At 72.2% G+C, this 17,914-nt stretch carries 14 protein-coding genes and 4 pseudogenes; 8 read left to right on the top strand and 10 right to left on the bottom strand.

Annotated features, from left to right (window positions below; all coding sequences use genetic code 11):
- Window positions 1-234: 234 nt before the first annotated feature.
- The 6 genes and pseudogenes from AB0J08_RS34685 to AB0J08_RS34660 all read right to left on the bottom strand — a co-directional run bounded on the left by AB0J08_RS34685 (window position 235) and on the right by AB0J08_RS34660 (window position 6,396).
- Window positions 235-1,326: a vWA domain-containing protein gene (locus AB0J08_RS34685; protein ID WP_360642086.1), complete on the bottom strand. Its 1,092-nt coding sequence runs from the start codon at window positions 1,324-1,326 to the stop codon at window positions 235-237.
- Between the two features lie 198 nt (window positions 1,327-1,524).
- Window positions 1,525-2,630 (bottom strand): annotated as a pseudogene (locus AB0J08_RS34680) (NAD(P)/FAD-dependent oxidoreductase); the annotation flags it as partial.
- Window positions 2,631-3,002: 372 nt separating this feature from the next.
- On the bottom strand, window positions 3,003-3,812 hold the full coding sequence (locus AB0J08_RS34675; protein WP_360642044.1) for an NAD(P)H-binding protein: 810 nt from the start codon (window positions 3,810-3,812) through the stop codon (window positions 3,003-3,005).
- Window positions 3,813-3,861: 49 nt separating this feature from the next.
- On the bottom strand, window positions 3,862-4,755 hold the full coding sequence (locus tag AB0J08_RS34670; protein WP_360642042.1) for an RNA polymerase sigma-70 factor: 894 nt from the start codon (window positions 4,753-4,755) through the stop codon (window positions 3,862-3,864).
- 340 nt (window positions 4,756-5,095) lie between these two features.
- On the bottom strand, window positions 5,096-6,067 hold the full coding sequence (locus AB0J08_RS34665; RefSeq protein ID WP_360642040.1) for a hypothetical protein: 972 nt from the start codon (window positions 6,065-6,067) through the stop codon (window positions 5,096-5,098).
- A complete protein-coding gene (locus tag AB0J08_RS34660) occupies window positions 6,064-6,396 on the bottom strand; it encodes a PadR family transcriptional regulator (protein ID WP_360642038.1) in 333 nt (110 codons plus the stop codon). Before AB0J08_RS34660 ends, AB0J08_RS34665 begins: the two co-directional genes overlap by 4 nt.
- Window positions 6,397-6,959: 563 nt before the next feature.
- Here AB0J08_RS34660 and AB0J08_RS34655 point away from each other — a divergent pair.
- Entirely contained in the window at window positions 6,960-7,238 is a 279-nt protein-coding gene (locus tag AB0J08_RS34655) for a hypothetical protein (protein WP_360642036.1), read from the top strand.
- Between the two features lie 170 nt (window positions 7,239-7,408).
- On the top strand, window positions 7,409-7,909 hold the full coding sequence (locus tag AB0J08_RS34650) for a hypothetical protein (protein WP_360642034.1): 501 nt from the start codon (window positions 7,409-7,411) through the stop codon (window positions 7,907-7,909).
- Window positions 7,910-8,065: 156 nt separating this feature from the next.
- Here AB0J08_RS34650 and AB0J08_RS34645 read toward each other — a convergent pair whose 3' ends face one another.
- Complete coding sequence (locus AB0J08_RS34645) at window positions 8,066-9,067, bottom strand: DUF4190 domain-containing protein (RefSeq protein ID WP_360642032.1); 1,002 nt, start codon at window positions 9,065-9,067, stop codon at window positions 8,066-8,068.
- Between the two features lie 433 nt (window positions 9,068-9,500).
- Here AB0J08_RS34645 and AB0J08_RS34640 point away from each other — a divergent pair, with 433 nt between their 5' ends.
- The 5 genes from AB0J08_RS34640 to AB0J08_RS34620 all read left to right on the top strand — a co-directional run bounded on the left by AB0J08_RS34640 (window position 9,501) and on the right by AB0J08_RS34620 (window position 16,596).
- On the top strand, window positions 9,501-11,858 hold the full coding sequence (locus AB0J08_RS34640; protein WP_360642030.1) for an FHA domain-containing protein: 2,358 nt from the start codon (window positions 9,501-9,503) through the stop codon (window positions 11,856-11,858).
- 410 nt (window positions 11,859-12,268) lie between these two features.
- Window positions 12,269-15,022, top strand: a complete 2,754-nt coding sequence (gene lanL, locus AB0J08_RS34635) for a class IV lanthionine synthetase LanL (protein ID WP_360642028.1) — start codon at window positions 12,269-12,271, stop codon at window positions 15,020-15,022.
- A 5-nt stretch (window positions 15,023-15,027) separates the two neighbouring features.
- On the top strand, window positions 15,028-15,147 hold the full coding sequence (locus AB0J08_RS34630) for an ALQxL family class IV lanthipeptide (RefSeq protein WP_360642026.1): 120 nt from the start codon (window positions 15,028-15,030) through the stop codon (window positions 15,145-15,147).
- Window positions 15,148-15,237: 90 nt separating this feature from the next.
- The gene (locus tag AB0J08_RS34625; RefSeq protein ID WP_360642024.1) at window positions 15,238-15,357 is read left to right on the top strand and encodes an ALQxL family class IV lanthipeptide; all 120 of its coding nucleotides are present in this window, start codon (window positions 15,238-15,240) and stop codon (window positions 15,355-15,357) included.
- A gap of 486 nt (window positions 15,358-15,843) precedes the next feature.
- Window positions 15,844-16,596: an NAD(P)-dependent oxidoreductase gene (locus AB0J08_RS34620; protein ID WP_360642022.1), complete on the top strand. Its 753-nt coding sequence runs from the start codon at window positions 15,844-15,846 to the stop codon at window positions 16,594-16,596.
- A 46-nt stretch (window positions 16,597-16,642) separates the two neighbouring features.
- On the opposite strand, the gene AB0J08_RS34615 is transcribed toward AB0J08_RS34620, so the two are convergent.
- Together AB0J08_RS34615 and AB0J08_RS34610 are read right to left on the bottom strand one after the other, a co-directional pair.
- Entirely contained in the window at window positions 16,643-17,008 is a 366-nt protein-coding gene (locus tag AB0J08_RS34615) for a darcynin family protein (RefSeq protein WP_360642020.1), read from the bottom strand.
- Between the two features lie 72 nt (window positions 17,009-17,080).
- Window positions 17,081-17,461, bottom strand: a pseudogene (locus AB0J08_RS34610) (NmrA family transcriptional regulator); the annotation flags it as partial.
- On the opposite strand from AB0J08_RS34610, the pseudogene AB0J08_RS34605 reads away from it, so the two are divergent.
- Window positions 17,447-17,637 (top strand): annotated as a pseudogene (locus AB0J08_RS34605) (hypothetical protein); the annotation flags it as partial. The pseudogenes AB0J08_RS34610 and AB0J08_RS34605 overlap by 15 nt on opposite strands.
- Before the next feature lie 78 nt (window positions 17,638-17,715).
- Here AB0J08_RS34605 and AB0J08_RS34600 read toward each other — a convergent pair.
- Window positions 17,716-17,823 (bottom strand): annotated as a pseudogene (locus AB0J08_RS34600) (nuclear transport factor 2 family protein); the annotation flags it as partial.
- Window positions 17,824-17,914: the final 91 nt, after the last annotated feature.

Genomic DNA, 17,914 nt, shown 5'->3' with positions numbered 1-17,914 from the left:
TTGTTCGAACTTCCGGAAATCCGCGGTCCGCCACGTGCGGCCGGCCCGTCCTGGACAGCACCGCGGGGGCGCGGCACTCCGCCACCCGGACCGCCGGGTTGGATTGCACCGAACTCGCCCACAACGGGCAGGAGTTGATGGCGGACCAGATCTGGTCCCGTCAGCAGCTCGGGCTTTCGCTCGCCGAGCACCGCCCGGGCCGCGCCGGCCGACGGGACACCCCCGGAGGTGCCTCTACAGGAGGACGAGCAGCTTGGTGTCCGGCACCAACTTCCGGTTGACGGAGGTCGACTGGACGAACACGGTGTACGAGGGGTTGTCGCCCGGCTTCACCGTGGCCTCCGACTTCGGCAGGCCGAGGAGCTGACGGGCCGCCGGGCCCGAGAAGACCCTGCCGGTCATCCGGCCGGTGGCCGGGTCCTTCTCGGCGACGGCGAGCTGCTTGTTGCCCTGGATCTTCTCCCGCTTGGACAGCTCGTAGAACGCGCAGCCGGTCTTGTACGCGTGCCCGGCGCTGGTGACGAACTCGCGTATGGGCATCTGCTGGTCGACCGGGATCAGGATGTACTTGCCGGTGTCCAGGGCGTCGAGATTGGCCTTCACCTCGGCGGTGTTCAGGTCCTGGCCCATGGCGAACAGGTTCCTGGTACCGCGCACGCCCTGTTCGCGGCCCCGCAGGAAGCTCGTGGCGGCCGCCTTCACGGTGCCGATGGCCTCCTCGACACCCTTGCTGGAGTCCGCGTCCCAGATCGCGATGTTGCCCGCCGGGAAGCCGTACTCCTGAGCGGTGCGCTTGGCCAGGGAGTTCGGGACCAGGATCGCCGAGGTCCAGTGGTCGGGGAGGTCGTCCAAGGCACTCTGAATGCGGTCCATCCAGGTGCGCAGGACGGCGGTGCCCCGGCCGGCGCCCATCCGGATGTGCATCTGGCCGGTCTCCGAGCAGCCGGAGGCGTTCTCCTCACCGTCGGTGACGACGACCTGAAGGAAGGAGTGCTCCCCGTACCCTTCCCAGATGTTCTTCAGGTCGTCGACGGACTTCACCGCCGCCTCGATCAGCGCCGTGGCACCCTTGTCGACCGCGTAGAGGCCGCGCAGCGACGGCAGGTGCTTGACGTCCATGTCCCAGACCAGGTTCTGCACCTCGTGATCGAACGCGTAGAGGCTGATGCGGGTCTCGTGGCCGAGCCGGTCCGACTCCTCCTGAAGGCCCTTCACGAACTCGTCCACGACACGGACGAGCTGTGCCTCGTGCTGACGCATCGAGCCGGACTTGTCGACCACGAGGGAGACGTGGTTGACCTTGTGCTTGATCCTGTTCGCCGACATGGTGCTACCCCTCATCCAACGCTCTTCCGACGCCTTTCCGGCGCCCCTCCGACGTTGTTTCCACACTATGGGGAGGCACTGACACTCCGTCCTGTCCGACCGGCCCGCTCCACGGCGCGTGGTGGAGCGGGCGCCGGCCACCGCCCTGCCGGCTCGTGGGTCGCGGCCCGCGGCCCGGTCCCGCTTCCCGGCGATCGTGTCGATCAAGCCGTGGGCCGTGTCTCCGCCGGGGTCGATCCCGCGAGCTCAAGGCGCTCGAACGCGGCGAACTCGGCGCTGCGGGGGAACATGGCCCGCTCGTACTCGGTGAGCGCGGCCTCGACGTCGTCGGGGTGTGCGGCGAGGGCCCTGCCGAGTTCGGCGCCGTCGAGCATGGCCAGGTTGGCGCCTTCGCCGTTCGGGGCCGCGAGGTGGGCGGCGTCGCCGAGCAGGGTCACCCCCGGCACCCGGTCCCACCGGTGCCCTGTGGGCAGGGCGTAGTGGGGGCGCAGGACCGGCGCGGTGTCACCGTCGGTGATCAGGGCGGTGAGTTCCGGCGCCCACCCGTCGAACTCCTGCGCGATCCGCGCGGTCGCCACGGCGGCGTCGGTGAAGTCGATGGCGGCGAACCACTCCTGAGGCCTGGTCAGCACGACGTAGGTGTGCAGGGTGTCGCCGCTCTCACGGTGGGCGAAGATCTCCGCACCCGGCGAGGGCGCCATCATGGACCCACCGCCGACCGCCCGCGCCGCGGCCGGATGCCGGGTGTCGGCGTCGAAGAGGTAGGTCTCCACGAACGCCGTGCCGTCGTACGCGGGTGTGAGGGACGAGAGCAGCGGCCGGACCCGTGACCACGCGCCGTCCGCGCCCACCAGCAGGTCCGTGACGACCGTGGCGCCGTCGGCGAACGCCACCTCGTGGCGGCCCCCGCCGAGGGCACGGGCGCCGGTGACCTTGTGGCCCCACCGGACGGTGCCGGCGGGCAGCGAGTCGAGCAGGATCTGCCGCAGGTCGCCGCGCTGCACCTCGGGGCGTCCACCCGTGCCGTCGTCGGCCTCGTCGAGCAGGACGCTGCCGTCCTGGCCGAGGACCCGCATCGCCTGGCGGCCTTCCAGGACGATGGCGCGGAACTCGTCCATCAGACCGGCCGCGTCGAGGGCGAGCTGCCCGTTGTAGTCGTGGATGTCGAGCATCCCGCCCTGCATGCGCGCCGACGGGGAGGGCTCGGCCTCGTAGACCGTGGCCGGGATTCCGTGGACGTGCAGCACGCGGGCCAGCGTGAGTCCGCCGAGCCCGGCGCCGATGATCGTGACGTGGGTGTCCATGATGGCTCCTCGGGATCGCGCCTCCCGGTGGCTCCGGTCGGCCGCCTCCGGAAAGGTCGCAGACCCCGCCCACAGCCGACCGGCACCCGACCGACAGCCCTCCCACAGCCGACCGACACCGCAGGTCGGCCCCGCTCCGGCGCGATCGCGCCCCGCGCCTGCCCGCGGCTCTGCCGCCGGGGTGCGGGGGGCAGTGACGATCCGTACCGGGTCGCGGCGCGGGACGGCTTCCGCCGGCCGCCGGCCCGCCTCGCTCGGTGACGGTGACGGCCGCTCCCCCGCGCGCGCCCGGTCGCTGCACCGCGGTCTCCGAACGGTCGCGTCGGGGTCGGCAGGTGGGTCAGACCCGTCGGGAGACGCTCACGAACCTCCTCACCGTCGGCGGGCGACGTTCTCGGCCAGGTACTCCTCCCAGGTGCCCCTGCCCACCGCCCGGTCGGGTGCGGTCAGGGCGCCGGAACGGAAACCCGCCCCGATCTTCCCGGGGATGAAGAGCGGCAGGACACGGCGGCGCTTGCCCGCCGCTCCCAGCCAGTCCCTGGCCAGCCGGTCGGCCGTGTACACGGTGGGCCCGGCGAGGTCCGGCACCCTTCCCCAGCCGCCGGCCGGGGGCTCGCCCTTGCCCGGCTCGCCCAGGGCCAGCTCGACCAGCCGGTCCGCCACATCGCCCCGCTGCACGGGCTGGCAGGCGGTGCCGCTCGGCACGACGACCACCGGCAGCTTCGACAGGACACCGAAGGCCATGTCCAGCAGCTCGGGGAACTGGGCGGCTCGCAGATTGGTCCAGCCGATCCCCGAGGCCGCCAGCAGCCGCTCGCCCTCCAGCTTGACCCGGTAGTAGGGGTACGGGATCCGGTCGACGCCGACGATCGAGATGTTGACGACATGCTCGACCCCGGCGCGCCTCGCCGCCTCCAGCAGGTGCCGGAACGCCGGGACGTCGTTCTTGAAGTGCCGGATGTCGGTCGCGCAGTGGATGACCGTCCGGACCCCGGCGAACGCCTCGTCCAGTCCGGTGCCGGTCGCCAGGTCGCCGGTGAACCAGGCCACTCCCTGGTCGTCCGGCAGCGTGGCCCTGCGGGTGAGGGCCCGCAGCGGCAGCCCGGTGCGGCGCGCCCGGTCCAGCACCTCTCGGCCGAGCCCACCTGTCGCGCCGGTCACCATGATCGCGTCGTTCCTCATCAGCCACAGCCCTTTCTCGTGTTGCCGTCTCCGATGAAGAACCGACGACTCACCGTTTCTGTGACAGCTCCGGCGATTGATTCGCCAGAAAGGCCAGTTTGCCCGGGTTCCTGACGATCCGGATGCCGGTGACCCCGGCCTCGCCGACCTCCAGCGCCCCGAACGAGGTCAGCGCGCCCTCCTCCCAACCGAGCACCACCGGACTGCCGTTCGCCTCGACGATCTCGATCCGCACCCCGTTCGCCCACCGGGCGAACAGACCCGCCAGGAACCTGGCCACCAACTCCCGTCCGACGACCGGCCGCCGCGCCGCACCCACCTTGCCGCCGCCGTCCGACCACGCGACCACCTGGTCGGCGAGCAGCGCCTCCAACTGCGGCATCGCCCCCTCCGCAGCCGCCGCCAGGAACCGGGTCAGCAGTTCGCCGCTCAGCTCCTGCGAGGAGGCGAACCTCGGGCGGCCGTCCGCCAGATGCCGCTTGGCCCTGCCGTACAGCTGCCGTGCGTTCGCCTCCGAGCAGTCCAGCACGCCCGCGATGTCCCGGTGGCTGTAGTCGAAGGCGTCGCGAAGCACCACCGCCGCCCGCTCCGGCGGCGTCAACCGCTCCATCATCACCAGCACCGCCAGGGACACCGCGTCCCGCTGCTCCGCCGTCTCCATCGGCCCGAGCGCCCCGCCGTCGGTCCGCACGGGCTCCGGCAGCCACGGCCCGACGTACTCCTCGCGCTGGGCCCGCGCCGAGGTCAGCCGGTTCAGGCACAGGTTGGTGAGTACCTTGGCCAGCCACGGCGCCGGCGCCATCACCTGACCCGGCTCGGCCCCGTGCCACCGCAGGTAGGCGTCCTGTACGGCGTCCTCCGCCTCCGTCGCCGACCCGAGCATCCGGTACGCCAGTGAGAACAGCCGGGGCCGGTGCGCCTCGAACTCCTGTGCCTTGTCCATCCCCCGATCCTCGCAGGGAGCGATTCGGCGCGTCGTCCGGCCGGGCCGCCACACCGCTCGGCGGGCTCGGCGGGACGCCTGCCCTCCTTCACGACGGACCGGCGGCTGCGGTCGAGCGGTACGGCCGGGCCTCTCGCTGATCCGGGGCCGCATTCCCGGCGCCGGCCGGCCAAGGTGCCCACCAGTCACCGGGGACGGGTGTCGAACCGCCGGCAAGGACCCTGGGTGCGGAAGCGGCGTCCACGCGCTCGGGGATGCCGCCACCCGGTCGGTGGCGGCATCCCCGGGCTCGGGCGGACACCCTGTCCGGCTCACCGCCGGGCAGGGTGGCGGCCGGGGGTCAGGGGCGGGAAAGGCCGGACCGGCGGGCGAGCAGTCCGGTCAGCCGCACGACACCGAAGGCGATCACGAAGCCGAAGGCGTACAGGACGGTCACCCGCTGCAGGACCGGCGCCTGCAGGTGGGCGCCGCCGATCAGCTCGTAGGTGAGCAGGAGCGGCGCCGACAGGAGAGCGGTGGCCAGGGCCGCACGGCCGATGGTGCGGGTGGTGCAGGCGACCGCGGCGCCGGTGGCGACCGGTGCGAGGAGGTCGAACCCGGTGAGGGTGCTGTTCTCCCCGAACGGGGCCGTGAGGCCCACGACGACGGTCGCGGCCACGACCAGGGTGGTGACCACCCGGGGCGCGGTGGAGCGCGGATGGGTCCGGTCCGGCGGCGCGACCAGCAGCAGGACGGCGTTCAGGACGAGCAGCGCGAGGTCGGCGTGGCGCAGGCCGAAGGAGACCTGGATGTCGGCCGACCTGCCGAGCAGGTCGGGGTGGCCGAGGAGGTGGATCAGCGGCGTCGCCACCACGGTGACCAGAGCGAGGACCCTCGCGGCGGGCCAGCGGCCGACCAGCACCGCGCCCGCCATCAGCACCGGCCCGGCGACCAACGCGGCCAGCGCCACGAGGGGGCCGTCCTTCTGGGCTCCCGTGTCGGAGAACGCGAAGAAGTCGGGATCGGTGGCCATCCGGACTGCCATCCACCCGAGGAGCAGCGCGTGGGTCCCTGCCAGCACCGCGGCCAACGGAGCCACGGTGGCGAACGCCCGGCCCAGGGGGCGGTGGGAGGTCAGACCGAACCGGACGCGGGCCCCGTGGCCGGCGACACCGGCCACCTCACGCAGCCCGGCGAACCGGCCCGCGTGGGTGATGTGGCGCTCGGCGTGGTCGGCGACCTCGGCCCGCGCGCCGGCGCCGTACGAGGCGGGGTAGAGGGCGAGGGCCCACCGCAGCAGTCGACCGTTGAGGGGGTGCCTGTTCGACGTCATGCCGTGCCTCCCGCGGGACTGGTCCAGGCCGCGGCCAGGCGCCGGTCCGCCTCGCGCAGAGCGGCCCGCATGCGCTCGCTCTCGGCCTTGAGCGCATCGGTACCGCTGGGCGTGAGGGCGAACACCCGCCGGGGACGTCCGTCCACCGTCTCCTCCCGCTCGACGCGGATCAGACCCTCGGCCAGAAGACGGTCGAGGGTGCCGTACAGGGACCCGGCACCGAGCCGGACACGGCCGCCGGAGATCTCGGCGACCTCCTCACCGAGCGCGTAGCCGTGCCGGGGATGGTCGGCAAGTGCGGTGAGGAGAAGGAAGGTTGGCTCCTGCATGGAGCGTTTGTTCGTCACGCCCTCACCATAGTACGGTCACCGTAGGGTTGAGCAAGTGTTTCTGAACATTCGTCAGCGAGGTGCCGGTGAGGGCCCGCTGTCGCGGCCGAGGAGGAGGTGCACGGCCGGCCCCCCTCACCCCGCGGAGCGCGACAGCCGAGGCCGGCCCCCGGACACGAGACTCGGCGCCAGGCCGGACGGCCAGGGCATCACCACAACTCCTCGCGCGACGAAACGATGGAGGACGCCACTCCGGACGGAGCTGCCGTCGATCATCGCCGCCCGACACCGCACGCAACCGCACCGGCGGACCCGGCGCGGAGGCGGTACCTCCCATCGCAGTACCGCCGCGCCCGCCACACCGCCGCAGGCCCCCGTCCGCCGCCCACCCGGCACCACGGCTCCACGATCCGCGGCCCGCGGCCCGCGACCCGGCCGGCGGGCCGCACCCGGCCGTCCGGGCCCACGACGGCACGTGACGGGGCAGGTACCCGCGTCGTTGATCGGAGGGAGACACTCCGGCCGCCCGGGCCGGAGCGACCCGTCAGGGACAGGAGAGCATCGTGATCGTGCGCATCATGGGTGAGGGCCAGATGAGGCTGGCCGACTCGCACTTCGCCGAACTGAACACGCTCGACGACGAGTTGCTGGAAGAGCTGGAGGCCGGGGACGAAGAGGGCTTCAGGAGGACCCTGGGCAGCCTCCTCGACGCGGTCCGGCGCCTGGGCTCCCCGCTGCCCGACGACGCCCTGGAGCCCTCCGAACTGATCCTGCCCGCACCCGACGCCTCCATGGCCGAGGTCCGCGAGATGCTCAGCGACGACGGCCTCATCCCCGACTGAACCGACGACCCGTCGGAAGGGCGGCCGGCCGTCCCTCCTCCCCGTACCTCGTTCGAGGGGATCCCGTGCCGACGGCGATAGGCGCCGTCCGGATCCGGGAAGGGGGCCGCGTGTCCACCAGGGCACGGGCCCACCGCTCGTGCGCCTCAGCACCAGGCATCGGGAACGTGATGACGAGCATCGACCGCAGGAACGCCCTGCGCATGGCCTCCGCAGCAGCCGTCGGCGTGGGAGCGGCCGTCGGCGCGGCCGGGACCGCCCGTGCGGCCGGGCGGGCCTCGACCCTGAACCTGTCCGGCAAGCGGGCGTCGGCCGACATCCCGAGCATCCTGACCGCCGGCACCGCGTACTTCGTCCACTACGAACTCCGGGACACCGCCGGCACGCCGGTCGGCACCGAGAGCGCGCACAGCCTGCCCATCACCGTGGGGCTGGACAAGGCCCTGGTCCTGGCCACCGTGGTCCTGCGCCTCACCGACGGGACACTGACGGCCGCCGGTGCCTTCGAGCGCCCCCTTCCGGCGGTGACCGAAGTGGTGGTCGGGTTCCAACCCTGGTCCCACACCTTCGCGGTCACGGGCGGCACCGGCGCCTACAACGGCGCGTCCGGAGAACTCACGATCGAACACCGTACGCGGGACGACTCCGTTCTCACCATCGCCCTGAACTGAACCAGCGAACTGAACCGAACCGGTCAACCGAGCCGAACCGGCTCGGGTCCGGTCCGGATCCGACGGCGCCGAGCCGGAACGGCAGCGGACGCGACCGGGCGAGGCACGCACGCGCCACCTCGCCCGGGCCGGCCGAGCACGCCTGCGCGGCTCGGGTCAGCTGGGAGGGCCGGACCAGCTGACGTTCTTGCGCTGACCTGCGGAGCCGTAGCTGAAGTCGACGGAGAACCGCTCGGCCGCGCCGTTCGGGAGGGCGTACGCGGACAGGCTGGTGGCCTCCTGCCCCGGCGCGAGAGAGCCGGTGAGGAGCTTCATCCGTCCGCTTCCGTCGGTCAGTATGAAGACGAGGTTGCCGTTGGCGTCCTTGACCAGCGGCATCCCCGACCCGTACAGCGAGACCTCCGCGGGCCCGGTGTTGACGACGGTGATCTTCACCTGGATGATCGTGGCGTCCTTGGGGGTCGGGAGCACGCTCTGGCGCGGAACGTACGGCTCCGGCTTGGCCATCGTGACCTTCAGCCCGTCCCCGTACGTGTAGGACTGGCCGAACGACAGCCGCCGGGCCCTCTCGTCCGCGGCCGCCTTCTCCCGCTCGGCCTCTATCCTCTTCCGCTCGGCCTCGATCCGCTCCTTCTCCTTCGCCGCCCGCTCCTCGGCGGCCTCGATCGCGGCCTCGGTGCGAGCACGCTCGGCGTCCTTCTCCGCCCGCCGCTCCTCGTTGGCCGCCTGCACATGTGCCACGACGAACACCCCGGCGCCGACCGAGACCAGCAGACCGGCGATGCCGAGGATCACGCCCGCGAGCGCCATCGCCCGGTTGGTCGCCACGCCCTTGCGCACGTAGCCCAGCCCGATGGCACCGAAGATCACGGCAAGCAGGGCCGGCAGCCAGGACAGCCAGAACAGGACGACGGCCAGGCTGAGGAAGGTACCGACGATCCCGAGCACCATGGCCGCGGTGCCCAGGCCGTTGCGGGGCGGCGGCGCCGGCTGCGGATACGGCGGCCAGTACGGCGCACCGGGAGCGGCGGCAGGGGCGGGAACGGTGACCACCCCTTGCCGGCCTCCGCCCGAGGCCGGGCTCGGCGGCGCCCACGGGTCGGTGTCGGCCGGTCTCTCGGCGGACTGCGGACTGTCGGGCGGGGCAGGAGTGGTCATACGAAGTCCTTCAAGCACATGGAGATGGTGAAAGGCTGTACAGCCCCGACGCCGAGGTCCGTCCTGACCCCCGGCGACAGCGCCCCCGTTTCCCGCGCGGCGGTCGGCCGCCCGGGCCGGACCCGCAGGTCAGCACCGCGGGGCGGGTCACCGCCAGGGCCGGCGGGTGATCAACATACAGGTGCCGGGTGACCGCCCCGACGTCGCGGTCCGCGCCCGGGGCGGGACCGGCCGCCATGGGTTCGTCGACACCTGACCGCGGGCCGGGGGCGGACCGGGGCCGGACCGGGCGATCGGACGGGTCCTGGTCCGGGAACGCCGCCGACGCCCGCGACCCCGCAGGCCGCGTTCGCCACCTCGCCCGGGTAGAACCCGGACAGGCGGGGCTCGGCCCTTTGGGCAAGCGCCCACCGGCGGGTCTAGCATCGGTCATATGGCAGAGCGAGAATTCGCGCTCACCGCGCCGCAGCTCGTCCTGGAGACCGACGACCACTCGCAGGTGATGAGCCCGGGCCGCAGCTACGCCGTAGGCCGCGACCCCACCAGCGATGTCGTGTTCTCCGACCCGAGGGTTTCCTGGCACCACGCCGTCCTGCACGTCGGAGACGGCCACTGGATGCTCGACGACACCGGCTCCCAGAACGGCACCTTCTGCAAGGGCCACCGTGTCCAGCACCTGGATGTCGGCCCCGGGTACACGCTCCGCTTCGGCAACGCCGCCGACGGCCCCTGCTGCACCCTGAGCGCCCTGCACAAGACGACCGAGACCACGGACCGGCAGCAGCCGTCCGCGCTGGCCGCCATCACCGGTATGGACCGGCCGCCGACCAGCGTCCGGCAGCTGCCCGCCAAGGTGATCCGGATCGGCCGGGCCCCCGACAACGACCTGGTGCTCGGAGACCTGTCCGTCTCCCGCCACCACGCCGAGCTGCGCGCCCACACCGATGGCCGGTACGAGATCGCCGACCTGGAGAGCCACATCGGCACCTACCTCAACGGCCTGCCGGTCCGGCAGGCGCTGGTCGGCCCCGGTGACATCGTCGGGATCGGCCACTCGGCGTTCTGCCTGGTCGGCGACCAGTTGCAGGAGTTCGTCGACACCGGCGACATCGACCTCGACGTCGAGGGCCTCACCGTCGAGGCCACCGAGGGCCACGTCCTGCTCGACCAGGTCACCTTCCCGGTCAGCCAGGACTGTCTGCTCGCCGTCGCGGGCCCGAGCGGAGCCGGAAAGTCCACCCTGCTCAACGCCCTCACCGGACTGCGCCCCGCCGACCGGGGCACCGTGCGGTACGACGGCCGCGATCTCTACCACGACTACGCGGAGCTGCGCCACCGCATCGGCCTCGTCCCGCAGGACGACATCCTGCACACCCAGCTGACCGTCCGCCGGGCCCTCGGCTACGCCGCCGAGCTGCGCTTCCCCGACGACACCGTCCCCGCCGAACGAGCCGCCCGGGTCGAGGAGGTGATCACCGAACTCGGCCTGACCCAACGCGCCGACCAGGTGATCTCCACACTCTCCGGCGGCCAGCGCAAACGGGTCAGCGTCGCCCTCGAACTACTCACCAAGCCCTCCCTGCTCTTCCTCGACGAGCCCACCAGCGGCCTCGACCCGGGCATGGACCGCTCCGTGATGCAGATGCTCCGCAACCTCGCCGACGACGGACACACCGTCATCGTGGTCACCCACAGCGTGCTCAGCCTCGACCTGTGCGACCGCCTGCTGCTGCTCGCCCCCGGCGGGCGGCTCGCCTGGTACGGGCCGCCCGACGAGACCCTCGACCACTTCGGGTTCGGCCGCTGGTCCGAGGCCTTCGAAGCGTTCGAGAACGAGACCGACCGCGACTGGGCGGGCCAGTACCGGGCGTCCCCGCCGTACCAGCGCTACATCGCCGGCGCGACCGCCCGCCCCGCCCCGACCGGCCCGGCGGTCCCGGCGGCCGAGATCCCGCCGCCCAGGCCCAGGCCGAAGCCGCGCCGCTGGCGCAAACAGGTCTCCACCCTCGTCCGGCGCTACGCCACGGCGCTGTCCGCCGACCGCACCTTCCTCGCCGTGATGATCGCCCTGCCGTTCGTCATGGGCGCCTTGACCCGCGCCCTGGCCGGCAGCCGCCTCGACGACTCCACCGCCCTCAACACGCTGCTCATCCTCTGCGTCAGCGGCGTGCTGATCGGCGCCGCCAACGCGGTGCGCGAACTGGTCAAGGAACGCAGCATCTACCAGCGCGAGAGAGCCGTCGGCCTCTCCAGATCCGCGTACCTCTGCTCGAAGATCGTGGTGCTCGGCACCATCACCGTCGTCCAGTCCGTGGTCCTCACCATGGTGGCCCTGGTCGGTGTGCAACTCGGGCCGCCGGGCACCAAGGGCATCTTCATGCCACCACTGTTCGAGATCACCCTCGCCGTCGCGCTGCTCTCGGTGACCGCGATGATGCTGGGTCTCGTGATCTCCGCGCTGGTGAAGAAGGAGGAGGTGACCATGCCGCTGCTGGTGCTGGTCGCCATCATCCAGGTGGTGTTCTGCGGCGCGCTGCTGAAGCTGGACCACGTCCTGGTGCTCAACCAGCTCTCCTGGCTGGTGCCCTCCCGCTGGGCCTTCGGCGCGATGGTCGCCACCATGGATCTCGGCGGCGCGTTCCCCGACACCTTCACCGACGACCCGATCTTCGCCCACCAGGCCGGTACCTGGCTGATCGACATGGGCATGATGGTCGTTCTCTCGGTGGCCTGCGGGTTCCTGGTCGCCCGACTGCTCCGCCGCCACGAGCCCGTCATCATGCGCGGGTAGCGGCCGGCCGGACGGCACGAACGAGATCGCGTCGAGCCCGCGCCGCACCCCCGGGTTGCGGTTGCGGGCCGCGGTCGCGGGTTCCGGCTGCGGTTCCCGGTTCCACATCCAGGCCCCCGCGGCGGCTCCGGTGACGGCTTCGGGGTGACGAAGCCGACGAGCGCCCACCGGCGTCCACGAACGAGATTCGTCGCCGGTTCCCCGACAAATAGTTCGAGTACGACCAAAGGCTTCGAGGGGGCACGGCCGATTTCACGCTGCGCGGACTTATGGGGGTTCACCGATCGGAAGATACGTACTCACCACCCATGAACCACTGGTCCCCACGACGGCAGGATCAGCGGCGCGGCCGGACGCCGGACAGCTCCGGCAGCCTCCCGAAACGAATCTCCCGAAACGAAGGACGAGCGATGGCAGACGGTTACCAGGCGGGTGGGGGCTCGGCAGATCCGTACGCCACGTTCTTCCCCGACCTGATCGAGGCGGTGCTGCGCAGGCAGGGCGCGCAGGCCTGGTCCGTCACCCCGGAGGACTTCTGGTGCCACGTCCGCCCGAGCGGTGCCGGCGCAGGCCGCAGGCAGGGCTGGAAGCTGCACCTGTCGGCCACCCCGCTCTCCGCGCCGATGGTGCTGACCCGCGCCGCCGAGGTGCTCGTCGCCGCCCGGGCCCCGTTCAAGTTCGCCGGTACGCCCGCCCGTCTGACGGAGCTCGTCTCCGACCGCTACGACCGGGGAAGCGGCGGGAAGTTCATCACCGTCTACCCGACGGACGACGACCACTTCCGACAGCTGGCCGTGGAGCTGGACCGGGCCACCGCGCCCCTGCCGGGGCCGGGGATCCTCTCCGACCGCCAGTACCGGCCGGGCAGCCTGGTGCACTACCGCTACGGCGCCTTCCGGGGCTTCCCCCGGCTCACCAACGACGGCTCGGCCGAGCCCATGCTGCAGGCTCCCGACGGGAGCTTCGTCCGTGACCGGCGGACGGCCGGTTTCAGCCCGCCCCCCTGGGCCGTCTCCCCGCTGCCGCCGCCCGAGGAGCTCCCGCCCGCACCCGGGACGAGCGTCCTGCTGAACGACCGCTACGTCGTGCACAAGGCCATCCGACACGCCTACAAGGGCGGCGTCTTCCTCGGCACCGACCAGCGGACCGGCCGGGAGGTCGTCATCAAGGAGGCCCGCCGGCACGTCGGGGCCACCCTCAGAGACACCGACGCGGGCGACCGGCTCGACCACGAGGCGCAGATGCACACCCTGCTCGCGCCGCTCGGCCTGTGCCCGAAGGTGCTGGGCGTCTTCGGACAGGGTGGCAACCGCTATCTCGCGCAGGAGCGCATCGCCGGGCAGACGCTGCGTTCCTGGGTGACCGAGCGGCTCCGCCCCGACCGGGCCCCCATCCTGGAGCTGGCCGCGCAGCTGGTGACCACCGTCGGAGCCGTCCACGAGCTCGGCCTCGTACTGGGGGACTTCAGCCCCAACAACGTGATGGTCACGCCGGCCGGTGAGATCCGCCTGATCGACCTGGAGACCATCGCCCGCCCAGGAGAGCCCGTCCTGCGCGTCCACACTCCGGGCTTCTGCGCCCCCGAGGTGGTCAACGGCACCCCGAGCGGCCTGGCTCCCCCCCTGGACTCCGACCTCTACAGCCTCGGTGCCGTGCTGTTCCACCTGCTCACCGGCGCCGACCCCGAACTCGCCCCGGACCGCGGGGCGACGCGCAGCCGTCACGACCGCCACGCCGCCCTGCTGGCCGCCGCCCTCGCCGATCGCCCGGAGCTCGCCGCCTTCCAGCCGCTCGTGCTGGGGCTCATGGCTGAGAGCAGGCACGACCGGTGGAGCCTGGACGCGGTCCGCGAGACGCTCGCCGAGCTGCTCGCCGGCGCGCCCCCGGACGCACCCCCCGCGGACATACCCCCCGTCGGCGGGAGCGTCCCTTCCGGCGGGAGCGCCGGGGACACCGGGAACGTCCTGGACGACCGGACGGTGGGACGGCTGCTCGCCGACGGGTTGACCCACCTGATGGACACCATGACCCCGCTGGACCCGGTACGGCTCTGGCCCGCCGACTCCACCGCCGAGCGGACCGATCCGCTGAACGTGCAGCACGGCGCGGCCGGCGTCCTGTCCGTCCTCACCGCGGCCGCCGCGCACCGGACGGACCCCCGGCTGCGGGCGACGGTCGCCGAGGCCGCCCGCTGGATCGCCACCCGGGCCGAAGTCGGCGGGCAGCAGCTGCCCGGGCTGCACTTCGGACGCTCCGGCACCGCCTGGGCCCTGCTGGATGCCGCCCGGCTGCTCGACGACGACGACCTCGCCGCGCACGCCGCCCGGCTGGCCCGCGAGGTGCCGGTGCGCTGGCCCAACCCCGACGTGTGCCACGGCGTCGCCGGCGCCGGTCTGGCCCAGCTCCACTTCTGGCAGGCCACCGGCGACAAGGAGTTCCGGGAGCGCGCGACGGCCGCCGCCGAACACCTGCTGACCACCGCCGCGAAGGGCCGGTCCGGTGTGGTGTGGCCCGTCCCGGCCGACTTCGACTCCGAGCTCGCCGGGATCACCCATCTCGGCTTCGCCCACGGCGTCGCCGGCGTCGGCACCTTCCTGCTGCTCGCCGGGCTCGCCGCCGAGCGGGAGGACTTCGTCCACGCCGCCCGGGCGGCCGCCGAGACCCTGCTCGCCACCGCACGCGTCCGGGACGGCGGCGCCGGCTGGCCCGTCGAGGACCGCAGCGCCGACGCCCCCGTCCACGCGCCCCACTGGTGCAGCGGCGCCTCCGGCATCGGCACCTTCCTGATCCGCCTCTGGCAGGCCACCGGGGATCCCCGCTACCGCGAGTGCGCCGAACAGGCCGCGACCGAGGTGTACCGCTGGCGGTGGCTGAGTTCGTCGGCCGCCTGCCACGGCCTCGCCGGCAACGCCGAGTACCTGCTCGACCTCGCCGAGGCCCTGAACGACCCCCATCACCGGCGCCGCGCCGAGGAACTCCTCGCCTGCGCCCACGCGCGGCACGTCGTCCACGACGGGCTGCTCCTGATCCCCGACGACACCCTCACCAGGGTCGGCGTCGGCTACAACACCGGACTCGGCGGGCCGCTCGGCCTGCTGGTACGGCTCCAGCACGGCGGACCACGCCTCTGGCTGCCCGCCCCCGATCCGACCGGAAGGAGGTGACCACCATGACCAACGACGTCAACGCCCTGCAGCTGCTGGACAGCGAGGAGCAGACCACCACGGACTACGTCTGCTTCCCGTTCAGCATCTTCACCTGCGGCAACTGGAGCTACGGCGACATCTAGCCGACCCGCCGCGAAGAAGGCCCGAGCCGAGAAAGCCCGAGCCGAAGAAGCCCGGCCCGAAGAAAATCCGACCCGACGAAAGGAATTGCCATGACCAACGACGTCAACGCCCTGCAGCTGCTGGACAGCGAGGAGCAGACCACCACGGACTACGTCTGTTTCCCGTTCAGCATCTTCACCTGTGGCAACTGGAGCATCGACGACATGTGAGCCCGACGGGGAAGACGTGAGCACGATCCGATGTGACCGCCCCACCCCCACCGGAGACCGGGGACGGCGGCGTGGCCGACGCCGGTGATCCCACCTCCGGGAGTACCCGGGCCGGGCCCACCCGGACGCGTGATCGCGGAACGCCCTACGACCGGCGCGGGTGACCGAGACCCTCTCGGTCACCCGCGCCGGTCGCCCGTGTGCCGACAGCCGCCCGGGAAGCCGCCCGGCCGTCCGGCACTGACGGCGTACGTGACGATTCCGGCCTCGACCTCACCCGGCCGAGGCGCCCCGGGCCGATCGATGACGGCTCCTCGCATCTCCCCACCCACTGCTCACCGGTTGGCCGAACCCGCTCTCCCGGTTCCCCGACTCCTTGATAAGTGGATCAGCGAGCGCGACGATGCACGGACTGTCGAAACCAGGGGAGGCGCAGTGAGTCTGGGAACAGTGGCGGTCACGGGGGCGGCGGGCACCATAGGGTCCGTGGTGCGGGAGGCACTGCGGCACGAGGCGAAACGGTTGATCCTGCTCGACCGCGTGCCCATCCACCAGGAGGCCGACAACGAGGACCCGCACACCGTGGATCTTCGAGATGCCGCCGCCGTGGAGTCGGCCCTCGCGGGAGCCGACCGCTTGCTCCACCTGGGCGGTGTGCCCGACGAGGCGCCCCTCCCGGACCTGCTCGAAGCCAACGTACTCGGCACGCACCACGTCCTGGAGGCCGCGCGGCGCAGGGGGATCGAGCGCGTGGTCCTGGCGAGCAGCAACCGCGTGACCGGCTTCCAGCCCGCCGGACACCTCACCGGCGCACAGGAGCCGGTACGCCCGGACGGCCTCTACGGGGTGAGCAAGGCGGCTGTCGAAGCCCTCGGGCGGCTGTACGCCGACAAGTTCGGCCTGTCCGTCATCTGCCTGCGCATCGGCAGCTTCGAGCAGGTGCCTTCCGACCGACGGCACCTGGCGACCTGGCTGAGCCCGCGTGACGCCGTCGGCTTCATCCGGGCCGCACTGGCCGCACCGACCTCGACCCGTTTCGCCACCACGTACGCCGTCTCCGCCAACACCCGCCGCTTCTGGGAGCTCCCGGACCCGACGGATCTGGCCTACGCCCCCGTCGACAACGCCGAACTCCACGCCGCGGACATCCCTGGAGCGGATCTCCCCGACGACCCGTTCGCACCCCAGTCCGGCCCCTACGCTCTGCCCGGGTTCACCCTCCGACACCTTCAGCCCTGACGCACCCAGCCATCGCGTGGGCGCCCGCCGGGGAGGTGCTGCGCCGTCAGGTGGTGATGGTGGCGACTGCGTCGACACCGTAGGTGCGGGCGTAGCCGTTCTCGGTGCCGACGAGGAGTTCGACGACGTCGAAGTAGCGGTCCCAGAAGGGGGTTTCACGCAGCGTGTCGACGAGGCGCTGGTAGGCGTGGTGGTCCTGGGCCTCCCACACCCAGACATCGGTGACGCGCGCGGAGTAGAACTCCGTGTCGTAGAAGCGGGACCGGACGCCCGTGACCCGCCCCTCGATCGCGGGGACGACCTGGGTGGTGAAGGCCTCCACCCGCTCCCCGGGGGTCATCGCGAGCCATTCGGGGGTGGTCTTGACGAGCATGAACGCCGTCACGGGCGCTTCGGTTTCCTGAGTGGACACGGCAGGTCCCTCGGAGAGCAGGAGAGCGGTGGCGCGGTGGGCACCCGGGGGTACGGCTGTTCACGGTGGGTGTCAGGGGTGGACGGCGGGCTTGAGGGTCTCGGCGCACCACTGCTCGAAGGTGGTACGGGAGGCGGTGTCCGGGGTGCGTGTGATGCCGGCGTCCAGGCCGTCGTCCTTGGCCTGCTTCATGTCGACGATGCCCTGGACGAACGCCTCGTTGAGGCCGTGGCCGACGAGCGCGGCCCGCATCTCGTGGAGCGACCGGCGGTCGTAGCGGACGGGACGGCCCAACTGCTCGCCGATGATGCGGGCGAGGTCGTCCGGGGAGAGGTCCTCGGGGCCGAGGACCGGGACGCTCTGCGTGCCGGTCCAGGAGCGCTCCAGCAGCAGCCGGGCGGCGACGGCGACCAGGGGGGCCTTGCGGTCGGCGGCGACGCCCTCGGACTCCACCTCCTCGACGTCCCCTGCCACTGCCGCCACTGACCATCGGCATGGCCTGGCACCCCCGCAACGCCGCCGACGGCGCGCACCGCTGGCTCCGCGACGCCGTCCGCCGGACCGTTCGCATGAACGACAGCACGAACGACATCAGGAGCTGCCCTGGCGGCGCGAGTAGGTCATCATGACGCCACCGGAGACCGGACGATCCCGGCGTCAGCCGCACTCCGAGCCCGGTCCGTCCGGTCTTCGTGGGGGAACCGGTCTCAGCGTGCACTGCCGATGGCCTGGTCGGCCGCGGAGCCTTCGAGCATCAGCGTGGTCTCCTCGATCCGGTCGAACCGGCCGTCGGGCCCGAGCTCGCCGAACAGGTACTGAACTTGATTGCGTGATGTCGGCTGTTGCTGAGCTCAGCCGTCCATGATCAGTCCGGTCTCGGTGAGGCAGGCGTCGATCAGATGGGCT

The organism is Kitasatospora sp. NPDC050463 (genome assembly GCF_040655255.1).
Classification (GTDB): Bacteria; Actinomycetota; Actinomycetes; order Streptomycetales; family Streptomycetaceae; genus Kitasatospora.
Note: the sequence above shows the minus strand (reverse complement) of the source record. Positions and strands in the feature narration are given on the sequence as shown.